Below are 17,422 nucleotides of genomic sequence, written 5' to 3'. Positions count from 1 at the left end.
CCCTCCCTATCCCGCGGCGCTCGCCGCGGCCGATGCTGTGCTGGTGGCGTCTGCGGTCGCGGGGCCGACGACGTTCCACGGGGCGAATGCGTTCTTCACGCCCTCGAGCGACGGCGCGAGCTGCGGGTAGTGGCGAAGGAGCACCGAGGCCATCGTGTTGTCGGCGACCCACTGCATGCCGGTCTTCGTGTAGTACTCCTCGGTGTAGCAGTCGGTGATGAACCGGTCGCTCTTGAGCCGGCGGCTGGCCATGAGGATGAACACGCGGAACGCGGTGTCGCTGAAGCCGAATCCCGGCGGAGGCGTCTCGGCGTGCATGCCCACCTGCAGATCGACCTTCTCGACGTCGCCGTACATGTCCTCGAGTTCCCGAGCCCACGTCGGGTTGTCGGTGAGCTCATCGAACGTCGCGGCGGGCTTCAGGTGCAGCTGGCGGCGGAACTCGTTGTACCGCGGGACGCCGCGTTCGCGATCGCGCATGACGTCGAGGGCGGCGAGGTCGAGGCGCAGCCCGTCGGGCAGCGTGATGTCCTGCATCCAGCGCGGGAAGTTGTGCAGCTGGACGGCCCCCGGATGCTGCACCCCGAAGGAGTACCAGAGGTCCTGGACCTTCGCGCCCGAGGTGAGCACGCGGTGGGCGTTGAGCAGGATGATCTCCTGGAACTCCATGCTGTCCACCAGCGAGCCGTCGTCGAGCGAGTGGACCTCGAGGGTGTCGGGCAGAAGCGGGTGGAGACGGTACACCGCCGCGAACTCCTCGGTCAGCTGATACGGCGAACCGTGGTGGTCGAACCCGGATCCCGGGATGCCGCTGATGACGTCGCTCTTGCTCAGGCGGCCGAACATGCGGTGGAGCTTCTCCTCCGCGAGCCCCCACCAATTCGCGCGCATGGCGACCTTGAGCACGGGGTGCGCGATGATCGCGGGCGTCCACTCCACCGTGTGGATCTTGGCGAGGAGCGCTGAGACCACCAGCTGCGCGGTGCCGAAGAGTTCGTCCTCGGTCATGCCCGGGTAGTCCTTCTTCAGCCGATCGCAGATCGCGTTGTGCTCCAGGGTGAACAGCGTGTGCAGGAGCCCGAGGCCCACCCACCAGTTCTCGCTGAATCCGGTGAGCGCAACTCCGGTGGCGGGGTCGAGCGGCAGATTCCCGTCCTTGAGGACGAGCTTTCCGTCCACGTGGCTGCGCACCTGCTCGCGCCGCTCGGGAGTGCTGCCGTAGATCGACGAGGCGTCCCACCAGTGCGAGTTGTTGTTGATGAACGTCGGAGGCAGGTCGCGGTCGGCGTCCGTGCGGGTGTCGTCCGCCTTCGTGCGCGGGATGCGCATCGGCTGCTCGAACCAGTCGTCGCCGTCGGCGAGGTCGATCTCGATGACGTCGGCCGGTTCCCTGCCGTGCGCGAACCAGTCGTGCGTCTGGAACTGGATCCATGCGGCGGCGAGGAGGTTGATCGAGGTCGCCGGGGTGAACGTCTCGCGACGCATCAGCTTCCGGCTCACCTCCCGCGGGTTCGGCGTCATGAGCTCGTCGCCCTCGGCGGGCCAGGCGTGCGCCAGCGGCACGTTGCGTGCGAACCGCGTGCCCGTCTTGCCCATGTCGGGATCGCTCAGATCGTTGAACGAGCCGTCGGCGGTGCGGAATCGCCGTCGCTCCTCGCCGGCCGTCGCCGGCGTGACGCCCGGTGCACGGCCGGCGCCGCCCGGCGTGCAGGTGTCGACGAGGTTGTCCTCCCGCAGCTCGTCGCGCAGCGCGATCAGGTTGAGCAGGCCCAGAAGGAAGGGAAGCCGATACCACGGCCTCGTGCGATTGATCCTTGCGTAGAAGCGTCTGAGCACCTTGGGTCTCCTCGTAGCCGGTGGTGAACGCGGGAGGGCAGGTCCGTGGATCTGCCCGAATCATAGTGAAGAGAGCACGCACCGGCCATCCTTCGTACATGCGCCGCCCAGATGTTTGGGAAGTCCGGTTCCGCACCGCGACTCGGGGGTGAGGCATCCGTTGCGGCGCCGCCGTGGGGATCACTAGTTTGAGTGCCGAGAGGGTGGTTCCGGGGCGACGTATCTTCTGCGGCGCGCGGGACTCCTCCGGTGTACGACCGTCTCCACCGAGTGTGTCGCCGAGCCCCGCAGAGAGGGAGTCGATGATCCGTACGCAAGACGAGAACGACCAGTGGCACGCCGAGCTCCGTGCGGAGGTGGACTGACATGCCCGCGGCCGAACACGTCGACGCGGTGGTGGTGGGCTCCGGATTCGGGGCATCGGTCAGCGCCTACCGACTGGCCGAAGCGGGCCGCTCCGTCGTGCTGCTCGAACGGGGACGCGCCTATCCGCCGGGGAGCTTCGCGCGCAATCCGTACGAGATGAGCCGGGCGTTCTGGGAGCCGAAGGACGAACTGCTCGGCCTCTTCGATGTGCGGTCCTTCCGCAAGCTCGAGGGCATCGTGTCAGCCGGCCTCGGCGGCGGGTCCCTCATCTACGCCAACGTGCTCCTGCGCAAGGACGAGCGCTGGTTCGTCCACGATTCACCGCTTCCCGGCGGCGGGTACGAGCACTGGCCGATCGGCCGCAACGACCTCGACCGGCACTACGACGCCGTCGAGGCGATGATGACGCCGGTGCCCAACCCGTATCCCGATCTCCCCAAGGCGCGGGCGCTGCGCGACGCCGCCGCGACCCTGGGGCTGCAGGCGTTCTCTCCCCCGCTCGCCGTGTCGTTCTCGTCGCGGCCCGGAGCCGAGGCGATCCCGAAGCAGGTGATCGATGTCCCCTCGTACGGCAACCTGCACAACGCGACGCGATTGACGTGCCGGCTGTGCGGCGAGTGCGACATCGGCTGCAACGAAGGGTCGAAGAACACGCTCGACCACAACTACCTCTCCGCCGCGGCCGCGCACGGCGCGGAGCTGCGCACCCTGTGCGAGGTCTACGGCGTCACGCCGCGGGACGGCGGCGGGTACGAAGTGCGCTACGTGAGGTACGGCGAGCCCGACGCGAGCGGCCGTCACGAGCGCACGCATCTGCGCATCACATGCGACCAGCTGTTCCTCGGCGCGGGCACGTTCGGCACCACCGCGCTGCTGCTGCGCAACAGAGTGGCGCTGCCCGCCCTCGGACGCGCGCTGGGAACGCGCTTCAGCGGCAACGGCGACCTGCTCACCTTCTGCTTCGGCGCGCAGTCCACGACCGAGGCCGGGCACACGAGGATGATCGACCCGGCGTACGGGCCGGTCATCACGACCGCGATCCGCAAGCCGGATGGGCTGGACGAGGAAGGACAGGGCCGCGGGTACTACGTGCAGGAGGCCGGCTTCCCCGAGTTCACCAGCTGGCTGGTCGAGACGGCCCAGGTCACGGCGTCGATGCGCCGCGCTGCCGGCGTCGTCTCGCAGATGCTCGCGCATCGGCTGACGAACAAGAACGAGTCCACCATCTCCGCCGAGGTGGCCAAGCTCGTCGGTCAGGGGCGGCTGACCTCCAGCTCTCTCCCCCTGCTCGGCATGGGCCGCGATACCCCCGACGGACGCATCACCCTCGTCGACGGCGAGATCGACGTCGAGTGGACGACCGCGACCAGCAAGGCGTACTTCGATGCCATGCGTGAGACCATGCAGGGCATCACCGAGTCGCTCGGCGGCAAGTTCCGCGACAACCCGCTCTGGTGGACCAAACGCGTCGTGACCGTCCACCCGCTGGGCGGCACGCCGATGGGCCGCGCTCCCCAGGAGGGCGTCGTCGACAGCTGGGGCGAATCGTTCGGCCACGCCGGGCTGTTCGTCGTGGACGGCTCCGCCGTGCCCGGCCCCGTCGGACCCAACCCCTCGCTCACGATCGCCGCGATGGCCGACCGCGCTCTCGAGCACGCGCTCGAGAAGCCGAAGCCCCGGCGACGGCGCGCCGCGGCGGACTCGGCCCCCGTCCCCGTCGTCGATGCGCCCGCGGACCCGGTCGCCGGCCGCGGCATGGAGTTCACCGAGAAGATGAAAGGCCACCTGGCCCTGGGCGAGACCGATCCGCTCGCAGGCTGGGAGCTCGGACGCCAGCTCGCACAGCGATTCATGTTCCAGCTCACGATCACCGCACCGGATGTCGAGCGCTTCGCCGCCGGTGAGGATCACACCGCGATCGCCGAAGGGTACGTCGACTGCGACCTGCTCGGCGGGCGGCTGCCCGTGCAGCGCGGATGGGCCAACCTGTTCGTCACAGCAGACGCCGCCCTCACCCGCGAGATGCGCTACCGGCTCTGGTTCAGCGACCTGTCCGGCCAGCCGCTCACGATGTACGGCTTCAAGACGGTCCGCAACGACCGCGGGTTCGACATGTGGACCGACACCTCCACGCTGTACATCACCCTCATGCGCGGGCACGTCCCGCCGGGCGAGAACGGCGCGCAGGACGCTCCGGCGGACGTGATCGGCGCCGGCATCCTGCGCATCCTGCCGCTCGATTTCGCCCGTCAGCTGACGACCTTCCGCGGGTCGGGGTCGGGTCCGCTCGGTTCGATCGCACGCTTCGGGGCGTTCTTCGCGGGTTCGATGAAGGACGTGTACCTGCGCCCGGGACCGCCCGCACCGGGCACCGTTCCGGCTGCGGTCTCGTCGGCGCCGTCGCCGGAGGACGGATCGTGAGGGCGACAGCGCGTTTCCGGCATCACGACGAGGTGCACTTCATCGACGCGGGCGACGGTGCAGCGATCACCCTCATCAGGGTGCGCACCGACACCGAGCCCACGAAAGGGCCGGTGCTGCTGCTGCACGGCGTCGCGATGCGCGCCGAGTCGTTCCGCCCTCCGGTCGCCCGCACGCTCGTCGACGTGCTCCTCGACGACGGCTGGGACGTGTGGATGCTCAACTGGCGCGGCTCGACCGATCTCGACCCGCGGCCGTGGACGCTCGACGATGTCGCGCTGCACGACGTTCCCTCCGCGGTCCGCTACGTGCTCGCGCAGACGGGCGCATCGTCGCTGCGGGCGGTGGCACACTGCCAGGGATCGACCGCGCTCAGCATGGCGGCGGTCAGCGGGCTCGTACCCGAGGTCGACGTGATCGTGTCGAACGGCGTCTCGCTGCATCCGGTCATGCCGACCTTCGCGCGGGTGAAGCTGCATGCGCTGCGCCCCCTCGTTCAGCGGACGCAGTCGTACGTGGACGTCCCCTGGCGCGACGGACCCGAGGGTGCTCTTCCCCGGGTGACCCGCAACGCCGTGCGCCTGTGGCACGCCGAATGCGGCAACGCGAGCTGCAACATGGCGAGCTTCGCACTCGGATCGGGGCATCCGGCGCTGTGGCGGCACGCGAATCTGGATGCCGCGACGCACGACTGGGTCGCCACCGAATTCGGCCGCGTGCCCATGAGCTTCTACGCGCAGCTCGCGGCCTCCGATCGCGCGGGGCAGATCGTGCCGATCCGCGCCAAGGGCGGACTCCCCGTCACATTCACTGCCACGGCTCCCCGGACGCAAGCCCGTTTCGCGCTGTTCACGGGAGCGGACAATCGCGCCTTCCTTCCCGAGAGCCAGAGGAAGACCCACGCCTACCTCGAGCGGCATCAGCCTGGCCGGCACTCGCTCACCGTCCTCCGCGGATACGGCCACGCCGACGTCTTCCTGGGCGCGCGTGCGCACATCGACGTGTACCCGCGGGTCCTCGCCGAGCTGAACGCGTGATCCGTGCGGCCCGTCCGCGTAGCCTGAAGCCGTGCGGTGATCCGCCGTGAACGGCGAAACCCCCGCCGAGGCGGGGGTTTCAGGTGGTGCGCGATACTGGGATCGAACCAGTGACCTCTTCCGTGTCAGGGAAGCGCGCTACCGCTGCGCCAATCGCGCCCGTGAAGGGCTATTCAATTCGAGTGGAGGTGGCGACGGGATTCGAACCCGTGTAAACGGCTTTGCAGGCCGGTGCCTAGCCGCTCGGCCACGCCACCGCGTGTGGTTTGACCCCACGTGCCGTGACCTCCTCGTAAAGAGATCCCTGCACTCGAGCGGATGACGAGACTCGAACTCGCGACCCTCACCTTGGCAAGGTGATGCGCTACCAACTGCGCTACATCCGCATTTTGTTTCCGGCTTGTTCACCCGGGCACTTGAAAGACTCTAACCGATCCTGAGCGTCCTGCAAAACCGAGTGCACCCCGCGCGTGTCTCGCCGATGTGGTTCGAGGCAGGCTCCGCCATCCGGTAAGGTTGTTACTCGTCCCCCTCCGGGGAACGGGCGATTGGCGCAGTTGGTAGCGCGCTTCCTTCACACGGAAGAGGTCATCAGTTCGAGTCTGGTATCGCCCACCACCACAGAAGACCCGGTCACGAAAGTGATCGGGTCTTCTTGCGTCAGTTGCCGACGTCCCAGCCGTAGCGGCGATGGAGGGCGTCGGCCACACGCACGAACCGGTTCAGATCGAGAGCGGATGCCTCGCGCCGCATGCCGTCGCGATGCACGCTGTAGAGCTGCTCGATGTCGATCCACGACGGCCGGCCCTGCGCGTCCCAGTCCCCCGTGCCCAGCGCGAGGAAGTCCCGGTCGCCGTCGTGGGGCTTGCTGGTGAGGCGTACGGCGTAGACGCGGTCGGCGCTCTGGCGCGCGATCACGAGGAGCGGTCGGTCCTTTCCGCGGCCGTCGTTCTCGGCGTACGGCACCCAGGTCCAGATGACCTCGCCGGCATCCGGGTCGCCGTCGTGATCGGGGGCGTAGGCGATTCGCAGCGCTCCCCTGCCGGGAGGCGCGACCTCCACGGTCGCCGTCGGTCCGCTGCGGCCGCCCTCAGGCGCCGGCGCGGTCCTCGACGGCACCGTCGTCCTGCGGGGCCGGAAGATGGCGCTCAGGATGCCTCGCAGCCCGCTTCGCTGTGTCACATCGTCACCCTAGCCAACGCCCGGACACGGCGAGGGCGCCGTGGCGTTGCCACGGCGCCCTCGGATCCGGGGGATCCGTCAGGATCAGACGCGCTCGTCCAGGAGGTAGCCCTCCTCGCCGTGCACGACGGTGTCGACGCCGGCCAGCTCGTCCTCGTTCTTGACGCGGAAGCCGATCGTCTTCTCGATGATGAAGCCGATGACGAAGGCGACGATGAACGAGTAGAGCAGGACGCCGACGGCGGCGATCACCTGGACGATCAGCTGGTCGGGACCGCCACCGAGGAAGAGGCCGGTCTCGGTCGCGAAGAAGCCGAGGTAGATCGTTCCGAAGAGACCGCCGACCAGGTGGATGCCGACCACGTCGAGCGAGTCGTCGAAGCCGAGCTTGAACTTGAGCTCGATGGCCAGGGCGCAGATCGCGCCGACGAGCACGCCGAGCAGGAGCGCCCAGCCCGGGGTCAGGTTGGCACACGCGGGGGTGATCGCGACGAGACCGGCCACCGCACCCGAGGCTGCTCCCACCGACGTCGGCTTGCCGTCCTTGAACTTCTCGACGACGATCCAGCCGATGACGGCCGCGGCGGTCGCACCCAGGGTGTTGATCGTGATGAGGCCGACGTTGCCCATGTCCTCCGACAGCCACTCCGCGCCGCCGTTGAAGCCGAACCAGCCGAACCACAGCAACGCGGCGCCGAGGAGGGTCAGCGGCACGTTGTGGGGCTTGAGGATGCCCTTCTGGAAGCCGATGCGCTTGCCGAGAACCAGGGCGAGCGCGAGGGCCGCAGCACCCGCGTTGATGTGCACCGCGGTACCACCGGCGTAGTCGATGACGGCCACGCCGCTCTCCTCGCCGAACATGGTCGTGCCGAGGTTGTAGATCCAGCCGCCACCCCACACCCAGGCCGCGACCGGGAAGTAGACGAGAGTGGCGAACAGGCCCGCGAAGATCATCCACGCGCCGAACTTGGCGCGGTCGGCGATCGCGCCCGAGATCAGCGCGACAGTGATGATCGCGAAGGTCGCGCCGTAGGCGGTGCCGAGCAGGCCGACGTTCGCGCCCTCACCCGACGAGAGGCTCGAGAGCCCGAAATCGCTGAAGGGGTTGCCGGCGAAGCTCCAGGTGCCGTCGACGACGCTCATGTTGGCGCCGTAGAGGATCCAGAGCACGCCGACGAGGCCCAGCGCGCCGAAGCTCATCATCATCATGCTGACGACGGACTTGGCCTTGACGAGACCGCCGTAGAAGAACGCCACGCCGGGCGTCATAAGGAGGACTAGAGCGGTTGCGGTGACCGCCCAGGCGATGTTGCCGGGTGCGTCCATGGGGTGATACCTCGCATCGGGTCAGTGACATTTCCACGAGGCGTCACGGGTGTCCGCCTTGTGCTGACCACAGTTTTGCGAGGGCCGGTTTCACACGCCGTGCGTACCGTGTTTCGCGATCGTTACGTCGACCCCTGTGATGTAAACATCAGATTTCGGCGGGGCGAGAGCCAGCCGCGAAGAGGCTCCGGCTCGACCCTGTGCATCACGCGAGGGTCGACGCCACCAGGCGCGAGACGGCGCGGAGGTACTTCTTGCGATATCCCCCGGCGAGCATCTCGTCGGGGAAGACGAGGTCGAGCGACGAGCCCGTCGCGCGGATGGGCAGCTGGGCGTCGTAGACGCGGTCGATGAAGGCGACGAACCGCAGGGCCGCCGACTGATCCGTGAACGGCGCCACGTCGCGCAGTCCCACCAGCGACAGATCCTCGATCAGGCGGATGTACCGGGACGGGTGCACGTGCGCGAGGTGGGCGACGAGCGCGTCGAACCTGTCGTCCGACGCGAGGCCGGCCGCCGCGGCAGCTGCGATCGCCGCCTCGTACTGCGGCTCCTCGAGCACGACGGCGTGCCCGTCGACCGCGCGGTGACGGAAGTCGGTGCCGTCGATGCGGATCGTCTGGAAGCTCGACGCCATCGCGTGGATCTCGCGGAGGAAGTCCTGCGCGGCGAAGCGCCCCTCGCCGAGCGCATTGGGAGGCGTGTTGGATGTCGCGGCCAGCCGCGTCCCCGAGGCCACGAGCTCGGCCAGCAGACGTGTCATGACCATCGTGTCGCCCGGGTCGTCCAGTTCGAACTCGTCGATGCAGAGCAGGTCGGCGCCCCGGAAGAGCTCGACGGTGTTCTGGTAGCCGAGCGCGCCGACGAGCGCCGTGTACTCGATGAAGGATCCGAAGTACTTCCGGCGGGCGGGCATCGCGTGGTACACCGACGCGAGCAGGTGGGTCTTGCCGACGCCGAATCCGCCGTCGAGGTAGACGCCGGGCTTCAGCTCCGGGCGCTTCGCGCGCCGGAACAGGCCGCCCTTGACCGGCGCGGCGGCACCAGAGAAGGCCTGGAGCAGATCCTTCGCGTCCTGCTGCGACGGATAGGCGGGGTCGGCGCGGTACGTGTCGAAGGTCGCGTCGGCGAACTGGGGCGGCGGGATGAGCGCGGCGACCATCTCGGCGCCGGCGAGCTGCGGAGCGCGCTCCGCGAGGTGGACGACGCCGGTGCGTGTGGTGGAGACGGTCATGCGGATCCTGTGTCGGAGTCTTACGGAGGGGCTGTGCTGCCCCGCCCGGGAATCTAGGGTCGGAGGCGACGGTTCAACCCTAACCGTCAGCCGTGCGCGCCCGTCCTCGCTTGACGCGGGATGACGGCGGCCCGGGCCCATGCCCCGATCCAGGAGATGCCATGACCGTCGAGACCGACACGTCGTCCGAGAAGTTCGCCGAGTACTCCGCGCCGGGGCGCCTCGTGACGGGCGACTGGCTCCAGGAACACCTCGGCGAGGCGGGTCTGGTCGTGGTGGAATCCGACGAGGACGTGCTGCTGTACGAGACCGGGCACATCCCCGGCGCGGTCAAGGTGGACTGGCACACCGAGCTCAACGACCCTGTCGTGCGCGACTACGTCGACGGCGAGGGGTTCGCGGAACTCCTCAGCCGCAAGGGCATCTCGCGCGACGACACCGTCGTCATCTACGGCGACAAGAACAACTGGTGGGCCGCCTACGCGCTGTGGGTGTTCTCGCTGTTCGGACACCAGGACGTGCGCCTCCTGGACGGCGGACGCGACAAGTGGATCGCCGAGGGGCGGCCGATCACGACGGATGCCTCGACCCCCGCGCCGACCGACTACCCGGTCGTCGAGCGCGACGACTCCGTGCTGCGGGCCTACAAGGACGACGTGCTCGCGCACCTCGGCAACGGCCCGCTCATCGACGTCCGCTCCCCCGAGGAGTACGACGGCTCCCGCACCTCGGCGCCGGCGTACCCCGAGGAAGGTGCCCTGCGCGGCGGGCATATCCCGTCGGCGCAGAGCGTGCCGTGGGCGCGCGCGGTCGCCGACGACGGCGGCTTCAAGCCCCGCGCGGAGCTGGACGCGATCTACCGCGGTGAGGTCGGGCTCGAGGACGGCGACGCGATCGTCGCGTACTGCCGCATCGGCGAGCGGTCGAGCCACACGTGGTTCGTGCTGAAGCACCTCCTCGGCTTCGAGGACGTCCGCAACTACGACGGCTCGTGGACCGAGTGGGGCAGCGCCGTGCGCGTGCCGATCGTGGCGGGTGCTGAGCCGGGCGAAGCGCCCGCACGCTGAGCGGCAGCATCCACCCGTGGGAAAATGGTGGGGATGACCGACACCGCCCTGCCCGACCGACTCGCCGAGATCCGTGACGAGTTCCTCGAGCTGCCCGAGCCCGACCGACTGCAGCTGCTGCTGGAGTACTCCTACGAGCTGCCGCCGGTGCCTGAGGAGTACGAGGGTCACCCCGAGCTGTACGAGCGGGTGGTCGAGTGCCAGTCCCCGGTCTTCATCGTCGTCGACGTCGATGCCGACGGGACCGTCGCGATGCACGCGACCGCTCCGCCGGAGGCACCGACGACCCGCGGCTTCGCCAGCATCCTGGCGCAGGGTCTCACCGGCCTCACCGCCGCCGAGGTGCTCGCGGTGCCCGGCGACTTCCCCCAGACGCTGGGACTGACCCGAGTGGTGTCGCCGCTGCGCATCTCCGGCATGACGGGGATGCTCCTGCGCGCCCAGCGTCAGGTGCGCGCCCGGACGGCGGTCTGAACCGATGAGGGCTCGTCAGTCCGCGACGATCCCGTGGGCGGCGAGCCAGGTGCCGATGCCGGCGCTCCAGCGCTCCTGGTCGTAGTTCCAGAGCTTCGTGTGCCGCGCGACCTCGAACACCTGCATCTCGACCAGGTCCGGCCGGGCGGCGACGAGGTCGTGCGACGCGTCCGACGGCACGAATCCGTCGTCGTCGCTGTGGAGGATGAGGATCGGATGCCGCAGCTCGGCGGATCGCGCGACGACGTCGAGCTGATCGAGGCGGATGGCCGCGCCGGTGCGGGTCAGCGGCGACGCCCACTCGGCCTGCAGTGCCTCGATCGCGAGTCGGCTGACCGCGCCGGGGACGCGCTCCGCTTTGGCCTGGTAGTCGAGCACGACCCGCCAGTCGACGACCGGCGACTCGAGGATGAGGCCCGCGATGGCGTCGCCGTGCGCAGAATTGAGGGCGAGCTGCAGCGCGATCGCGCCGCCCATCGACCAGCCCATGACGACGATCCTGCGCGCACCGCGGCGTCGTGCGAATCCGACCGCCGCGTCGATGTCGCGCCACTCCGTGGCACCCAGCGCATACGTGCCGTTGCGGCTGCGGGGCGCCTCGCCGTCGTTGCGGTACGACACGACGAGGGATGTGATGCCGAGGCCGTGGAACACCGGCACCGCCCGCAGGCACTCGGCGCGCGTGGTGCCGCGCCCGTGCACCTGGATGACCCAGGTGTCGCCCTCGCCCGCCGGGAACAGCCACGCCGGGCACGGCCCCACCGTCGAGCCGATGAGCTCGGGGGTGAAAGGCAGGTGCAGCTGCTCGGGGTGGTCGTAATACCAGCCGCTGAACGCAGCCTCGGGAGCGAGGCTCGCGTCGGCGGCGACGTGCGTGAGCAGCTTGCGCTTGACGCTCGAGGCGTCCTCCGAGAGCACCGACCCGAGCTTGATGTAGTCGGACGTGCCGCTCGTGAAGAGGCCGTAGCGTCCGGGGAGCTCGGTGTCGGCCGTGCGCGACAGCGTGATCGTCTGCGCGGCCGTGTCGAGCGCCAGGATGCGTGTGTCGGCCTGTCGGCGCGCCGGCGTCACGACCTTTCGCGCCATCACGACGGAGCCCGCCGCGAGCGCTCCGAGCACGGCGGCCAGGGCCACGCTCAGCACGGTGAGCGCGGCCCTCACACCGGCGACGAGGGCGGGCGTCCTGCGCCTGCGGCGAGGAGCGAGAGCCTTCGGCCCTCCCGGGTAACTGCGTGCGCCGTCCCATGCGGCGCGCCTGGAGGCGACCATCGAGGCATCACTCTAGTCTGTCCGCGTGACTGAGCAGCGTCCCCCGGCGGCACCGGGCTCTTTCGAGCAGGCCGCCGAGGCGGTGCGGGCGATCTCCTTCCGTGACGATCTCACGGTCCGCGAGATCGCCGCGCCGCAGGGTCTCGCTCCGAACGCGTTCGCCATCGCGGGCGACGTCCGTCCTGAACCCGACGCCACCGACTCGCCGTACGGCACGGGCCGGCTGGTCCTCCTGCACGACCCGGAGGAGCCGGCGCCGTGGAACGGGCCGTGGCGCATCGTGTGCTTCGCCCAGGCTCCGCTCGAGCCCGAGATCGGGATCGACCCGCTGCTCGCTGACGTCGCGTGGACCTGGCTCACCGACGCGCTCGAATCACGACGAGCCGGCTTCCATTCGGCCTCCGGCACGGCGACGAAGACGCTCTCCAAAGGGTTCGGCACACTGGCCGCAGAGGGCGACGGGGCGCAGATAGAACTGCGCGCATCCTGGTCCCCGGAAGGCGCGATCGCCCCGCACGTGGAAGCATGGGCGGAGTTGGTTTGCATGCTGGCCGGGCTTCCGCCCGGCTCGGAAGGGATCGCGATGCTCGGTTCGCACAGGTCGCCACGTGGCTGAATACGCCGTGATCGACGAGGTCGCGCGCGTCGGAGAGGTCGCGCGGCGCCTGGCAGACGGGGAGGGTCCCGTCGCCGTCGACGTCGAGCGCGCGTCGGGTTTCCGCTACTCCCAGCGGGCGTACCTGGTGCAGGTGTACCGGCGCGGTGCGGGCGTGTTCCTCTTCGACCCCCCGCCGATCGGCGACTTCCGCGCCCTCGAGGACGCCATCGGCGGCGAGGAGTGGGTGCTGCACGCGGCGAGCCAGGACCTTCCGTCGCTGCGGGAGATCGGGCTCGAACCGGCTTCCATCTTCGACACCGAGCTCGCCGCCCGCCTTCTCGGTCATGAGCGCGTCGGCCTCGGCGCCGTCGTCGAGGACACGCTGGGCATCACGCTCGCGAAGGCCCACTCCGCTTCGGACTGGTCGACGCGTCCGCTGCCCCAGTCCTGGCTCGAGTACGCGGCGCTCGACGTGGAGCACCTCGTCGACGTGCGCGACAAGCTGGTCGCCGAGCTCGCGGAGCAGGGCAAGACCGAGTTCGCCGCGGAGGAGTTCCGCGCCGTGCTCGAGCGCGAGCCCAAGCCGCCGCGGGAGGAGCCGTGGCGCCGCCTGTCGGGCCTGCACACGGTGCGCGGCCGCAAGGCGCTGGCCGTGGCCCGCGAGCTGTGGACCGCCCGCGAGGAGTACGCGAGGCAGGAGGACGTCGCGCCCGGGCGCCTCGTCCCCGACCGCGCTCTGGTCGCCGCCGTCCTCGCGGATCCCCCGTCGAAGAGCGCCCTCGCCGCCGTCAAGGACTTCACGGGCCGTGCGAGCCGTTCGCAGCTGGATCGCTGGTGGGCGGCGATCGAGGCCGGCCGCGCCGTCACACAGCTGCCGCTGGAACGCGCCACCGGCGGCGACACGCTGCCACCGCCGCGGGCATGGGCCGATCGCAACCCCGAGGCCGATGCGCGTCTCAAGGCGGCACGTCCCGTCGTGGAGCAGCGGGCGGAGGAGCTCCACATGCCGACCGAGAACCTCCTCACGCCGGAGCTGTTGCGGCGCGTCGCCTGGACTCCCCCGCAGCCGCTGACGACGGCATCCATCGGCGAAGCCCTGGCCGCGCTGGGCGCGCGACCCTGGCAGATTGCGCAGACCTCACAGTTGATCGCCGATGCCTTTGTGGATTCCGTGCAAGCCGTGTCGGCGGCGTCGGAAACGGCTTCGTAGGTTTCCCCCACCCGATTCCGGCCGCTCCACGTGCCCTCCTAGGCTGGCGCCATCCCTACTTTTGGAGGCAGAGTGGCCGAGATCTCGGACGTCTTCTTCGTCGATGGAATGCGCACCCCCTTCGGGCGCGCCGGCGAGAAAGGCATGTACTGGAACACCCGCGCGGACGACCTCGCCGTCAAGGCGACGATCGGGCTCATGGAGCGCAACCCGGGCGTTCCCCGGGACCGCATCGACGATGTCGCCATCGCCGCGACCAGCCAGACCGGTGACCAGGGCCTGACCCTCGGCCGCAGTGTCGCGATCCTCGCCGGGCTTCCGCAGACCGTTCCGGGCTTCGCGATCGACCGCATGTGCGCGGGCGCCATGACCAGCGTCACGACGATGGCAGGCTCCATCGGCGTCGGGATGTACGACGTCGCCCTCGCCGGCGGCGTCGAGCACATGGGACACCACCCGATCGGCGGCAACGCCGATCCGAACCCGCGCTTCGTCGCCGAGAAGATGGTGGACCCGGGGGCGCTCAACATGGGCGTGACCGCCGAGCGCATCTTCGACCGGTTCCCGCACCTCACCAAGGAGCGCTCGGACCGCTACGGCATGCTGAGCCAGCAGAAGGCGCAGTCGGCCTACGACGCCGGCAAGATCCAGCCCGACCTCGTGTCCGTCGCCACCAAGGACGCCGACGGGTCCTGGGGGCTCGCCACCGAGGACGAGGGCCGCCGCCCGCAGACCACGATGGAAGACCTGGCCGGCCTGAAGACCCCGTTCCGCCCGCACGGCCGTGTGACGGCGGGCACGTCGTCGCCCCTCACCGATGGTGCGACGATGTCGCTGCTCGCCGGCGGCGGGGCCGTCAAGGAGCTGGGCCTCAGGCCGAAGATGAAGCTCGTGTCTTTCGCCTTCGCGGGCGTGCAGCCCGAGATCATGGGCATCGGCCCGATCCCGTCGACCGAGAAGGCCCTGAAGAAGGCCGGTCTCAAGATCGACGACATCGGCCTGTTCGAGCTGAACGAGGCGTTCGCCATCCAGGTGATCTCGCTGCTCGACCACTTCGGCATCGCCGACGACGACCCCCGCGTCAACCAGTGGGGCGGCGCCATCGCGCTCGGCCACCCGCTCGCGGCCTCCGGCGTGCGCCTGATGATCCAGCTCGCGGCCCAGTTCGCCGAGCGCCCCGACGTGCGCTACGGCCTGACCGCGATGTGCGTCGGCCTCGGCCAGGGCGGCTCGGTCATCTGGGAGAACCCGCACTTCGACGGCAAGAAGCGGAAGTAGGCACGAATGAGCAACTACGACGACATCGACTTCTCCCCCATCCTCGCCATGACCCAGGGCGAGGTGATCACGCAATCGCGGGTGCGTGACATCCGTCTGGCCTCGGGCAAGGTGCTGGCCCTCGTCACCCTCGACAACGGACGCGACCACACGCGCCCGAACACGCTGGGACCCGCCACGATGTTCCAGCTCGGCGAGACGCTCGACGCGCTGAAGGCGCGCGCGGCCGCCGGCGAGATCCAGGCCGTCGGGATCACCGGCAAGCAGTACATCCTCGCGGCCGGCGCCGACCTCAGCGACATCAGCAAGGTCGGCTCGAAGGACAACGCCCGCATGGTGGCGCAGCTCGGCCACAAGGTGTTCGGTCAGCTCTCCGAGCTGGGCGTGCCCACGTTCGCCTTCGTCAACGGGCTCGCGCTCGGCGGCGGTCTCGAGATCGCGCTCAACAGCACCTACCGGACGGTGGATGCCTCCGCCGCCGCGATCGCGCTTCCCGAGGTGTTCCTCGGCATCATCCCCGGCTGGGGCGGCGCCTATCTGCTCCCGAACCTCATCGGCATCGAGAACGCGCTCGAGGTCGTGATCTCGAACCCGCTGAAGCAGAACCGCATGCTGAAGCCGCAGCAGGCGTTCGACTACGGCATCGTCGACGCGATCTTCCCCGCCGCGAACTACCTCGAGGACTCGTTGGCGTGGGCCGACGGCGTGCTGGGCGGGAAGATCAAGGTCGACCGCAGGAACGAGCCGGGCAAGATCGAGCGTCTCACCAAGTGGCCGATCGCCATCAAGATGGCCCGCGGCATGCTCGAGTCGAAGATCGGCACCGTGCCGAAGTCCCCGTACGTGGCGCTGGACCTCCTCGACAAGGCGCGCAACGGTTCGAAGGCCGAGGGATTCGCACGCGAGGACGAGGCTCTCGCCGAGCTCGTCACGGGCGACCAGTTCGCGGCATCCATGTATGCCTTCGATCTGGTGCAGAAGCGCGCCAAGCGTCCGGTCGGCGCCCCCGACAAGGAGCTCGCGAAGAAGGTCACCAAGGTCGGCATCATCGGCGCCGGCCTGATGGCGAGCCAGTTCGCGCTTCTGTTCGTGCGCAAGCTGCAGGTTCCGGTGCTCATCACCGACCTCGACCAGGCGCGCGTCGACAAGGGCGTGGCGTACATCCACGAAGAGATCGGCAAGCTCGAGGCGAAGGGCCGCCTTGACGGCGACTCCGCCAACAAGCTGCGTGCCCTGGTCACCGGCACGACCGACAAGAGCCTCTACGCGGACTGCGACTTCGTCATCGAGGCCGTCTTCGAAGAGGTCGGCGTGAAGCAGCAGGTGTTCGGCGAGATCGAGCAGATCATCGCCGAGGACGCGATCCTCGCGACGAACACCTCGTCGCTGTCGGTCGAGGAGATCGGCGCGAAGCTGGCCCACCCGGAGCGTCTCGTCGGCTTCCACTTCTTCAACCCGGTGGCGGTCATGCCGCTCATCGAGATCGTGAAGACGCCGCACACCTCCGACGCTGCCCTGTCGACGGCGTTCGTCGTCGCGAAGAACCTGGGCAAGAACGCGGTGCTCACCGCCGACGCTCCGGGCTTCGTCGTCAACCGCCTGCTGGCCAAGGTCATGGGCGAGGCCGCGCGTGCTGTCTACGAGGGCACGCCGGTCGCCGACGTCGAGAAGGCGTTCGCGCCCCTCGGGCTGCCGATGGGACCGTTCCAGCTCATCGACCTCGTCGGCTGGAAGGTCGCCGCGCACGTGCAGGACACGATGGTGCACGCCTTCCCCGATCGCTTCTACGCGAACGAGAACTTCCACGCGCTCGCGGAACTGCCCGAGGTCGTCGAGAAGGACAAGGGCGGCCGCGTGACCGGCTGGACCAAGGCCGCGGAGAAGACGCTCAGGCCCGCGGTGGGCTCGTCGCCGGCTCCCGCCGCCGAGATCCTCCGCCGCGTGCAGGACGGCCTCGCGCAGGAGATCAAGCTCATGCTCGACGAGGGCGTGGTCCCCGAGGTCGAGGACATCGACCTCTGCCTCATCCTCGGCGCGGGCTGGCCGTTCATCGACGGCGGGGCGTCGCCCTACCTCGACCGCGAGGGCGCGTCCGACCGTGCGTTCGGCGACACCTTCCACCAC

Annotated in this window: 13 protein-coding genes and 4 tRNA genes; 9 read left to right on the top strand and 8 right to left on the bottom strand. The window is 69.4% G+C overall.

Annotated features, from left to right (window positions below):
• Nucleotides 1-6 precede the first annotated feature (6 nt).
• The gene (locus tag Q9R33_RS13880) at nt 7-1,836 is read right to left on the bottom strand and encodes a peroxidase family protein (RefSeq protein WP_311294151.1); all 1,830 of its coding nucleotides are present in this window, start codon (nt 1,834-1,836) and stop codon (nt 7-9) included.
• Nucleotides 1,837-2,202: 366 nt separating this feature from the next.
• Between Q9R33_RS13880 and Q9R33_RS13875 the strand changes: the two genes are divergently transcribed.
• Together Q9R33_RS13875 and Q9R33_RS13870 are read left to right on the top strand one after the other, a co-directional pair.
• Nucleotides 2,203-4,623, top strand: coding sequence for a GMC family oxidoreductase (locus tag Q9R33_RS13875; protein WP_311294150.1), 2,421 nt, complete (start codon nt 2,203-2,205; stop codon nt 4,621-4,623).
• Complete coding sequence (locus Q9R33_RS13870) at nt 4,620-5,660, top strand: alpha/beta fold hydrolase (protein WP_311294149.1); 1,041 nt, start codon at nt 4,620-4,622, stop codon at nt 5,658-5,660. Before Q9R33_RS13875 ends, Q9R33_RS13870 begins: the two co-directional genes overlap by 4 nt.
• Before the next feature lie 84 nt (nt 5,661-5,744).
• On the opposite strand, the gene Q9R33_RS13865 is transcribed toward Q9R33_RS13870, so the two are convergent.
• The 3 genes from Q9R33_RS13865 to Q9R33_RS13855 form a co-directional block, all read right to left on the bottom strand.
• Nucleotides 5,745-5,819, bottom strand: a tRNA-Val gene (locus tag Q9R33_RS13865).
• Between the two features lie 24 nt (nt 5,820-5,843).
• Nucleotides 5,844-5,917, bottom strand: a tRNA-Cys gene (locus Q9R33_RS13860).
• A 56-nt stretch (nt 5,918-5,973) separates the two neighbouring features.
• Nucleotides 5,974-6,046 (bottom strand) — tRNA-Gly (locus tag Q9R33_RS13855).
• 156 nt (nt 6,047-6,202) lie between these two features.
• Here Q9R33_RS13855 and Q9R33_RS13850 point away from each other — a divergent pair.
• Nucleotides 6,203-6,278, top strand: a tRNA-Val gene (locus tag Q9R33_RS13850).
• Nucleotides 6,279-6,320: 42 nt separating this feature from the next.
• Here the strand turns inward: Q9R33_RS13850 and Q9R33_RS13845 are convergent.
• The 3 genes from Q9R33_RS13845 to zapE all read right to left on the bottom strand — a co-directional run bounded on the left by Q9R33_RS13845 (nt 6,321) and on the right by zapE (nt 9,402).
• Entirely contained in the window at nt 6,321-6,842 is a 522-nt protein-coding gene (locus Q9R33_RS13845; RefSeq protein WP_082496900.1) for a type II toxin-antitoxin system PemK/MazF family toxin, read from the bottom strand.
• 84 nt (nt 6,843-6,926) lie between these two features.
• Complete coding sequence (locus Q9R33_RS13840) at nt 6,927-8,168, bottom strand: ammonium transporter (protein WP_310246628.1); 1,242 nt, start codon at nt 8,166-8,168, stop codon at nt 6,927-6,929.
• A 205-nt stretch (nt 8,169-8,373) separates the two neighbouring features.
• Nucleotides 8,374-9,402 (bottom strand): cell division protein ZapE, encoded by a 1,029-nt coding sequence (gene zapE, locus Q9R33_RS13835; protein WP_311294148.1) that lies wholly within the window; start codon nt 9,400-9,402, stop codon nt 8,374-8,376.
• Between the two features lie 161 nt (nt 9,403-9,563).
• Here zapE and Q9R33_RS13830 point away from each other — a divergent pair, with 161 nt between their 5' ends.
• A complete protein-coding gene (locus Q9R33_RS13830) occupies nt 9,564-10,469 on the top strand; it encodes a sulfurtransferase (protein WP_056367314.1) in 906 nt (301 codons plus the stop codon).
• 33 nt (nt 10,470-10,502) lie between these two features.
• Nucleotides 10,503-10,943, top strand: coding sequence for a SufE family protein (locus Q9R33_RS13825; protein ID WP_056367315.1), 441 nt, complete (start codon nt 10,503-10,505; stop codon nt 10,941-10,943).
• A gap of 15 nt (nt 10,944-10,958) precedes the next feature.
• Here the strand turns inward: Q9R33_RS13825 and Q9R33_RS13820 are convergent, their stop codons facing one another.
• The gene (locus Q9R33_RS13820; RefSeq protein ID WP_311294147.1) at nt 10,959-12,212 is read right to left on the bottom strand and encodes an alpha/beta fold hydrolase; all 1,254 of its coding nucleotides are present in this window, start codon (nt 12,210-12,212) and stop codon (nt 10,959-10,961) included.
• Nucleotides 12,213-12,237: 25 nt separating this feature from the next.
• Between Q9R33_RS13820 and Q9R33_RS13815 the strand changes: the two genes are divergently transcribed.
• The 4 genes from Q9R33_RS13815 to Q9R33_RS13800 form a co-directional block, all read left to right on the top strand.
• On the top strand, nt 12,238-12,828 hold the full coding sequence (locus Q9R33_RS13815) for a DUF3000 domain-containing protein (RefSeq protein WP_056367317.1): 591 nt from the start codon (nt 12,238-12,240) through the stop codon (nt 12,826-12,828).
• Entirely contained in the window at nt 12,821-14,020 is a 1,200-nt protein-coding gene (locus Q9R33_RS13810) for a ribonuclease D (protein WP_056367318.1), read from the top strand. The genes Q9R33_RS13815 and Q9R33_RS13810 overlap by 8 nt, the downstream gene beginning before the upstream one ends.
• 72 nt (nt 14,021-14,092) lie before the next feature.
• The gene (locus Q9R33_RS13805) at nt 14,093-15,298 is read left to right on the top strand and encodes a thiolase family protein (protein WP_311294146.1); all 1,206 of its coding nucleotides are present in this window, start codon (nt 14,093-14,095) and stop codon (nt 15,296-15,298) included.
• A 6-nt stretch (nt 15,299-15,304) separates the two neighbouring features.
• The coding region (locus Q9R33_RS13800; RefSeq protein ID WP_311294145.1) for a 3-hydroxyacyl-CoA dehydrogenase NAD-binding domain-containing protein at nt 15,305-17,422 on the top strand (2,118 nt) is incomplete at its 3' end.

It is taken from the genome of Microbacterium sp. PRC9, assembly GCF_031844125.1.
Lineage (GTDB): Bacteria > Actinomycetota > Actinomycetes > Actinomycetales > Microbacteriaceae > Microbacterium.
This window is presented reverse-complemented; position numbering and strand designations above follow the sequence as displayed.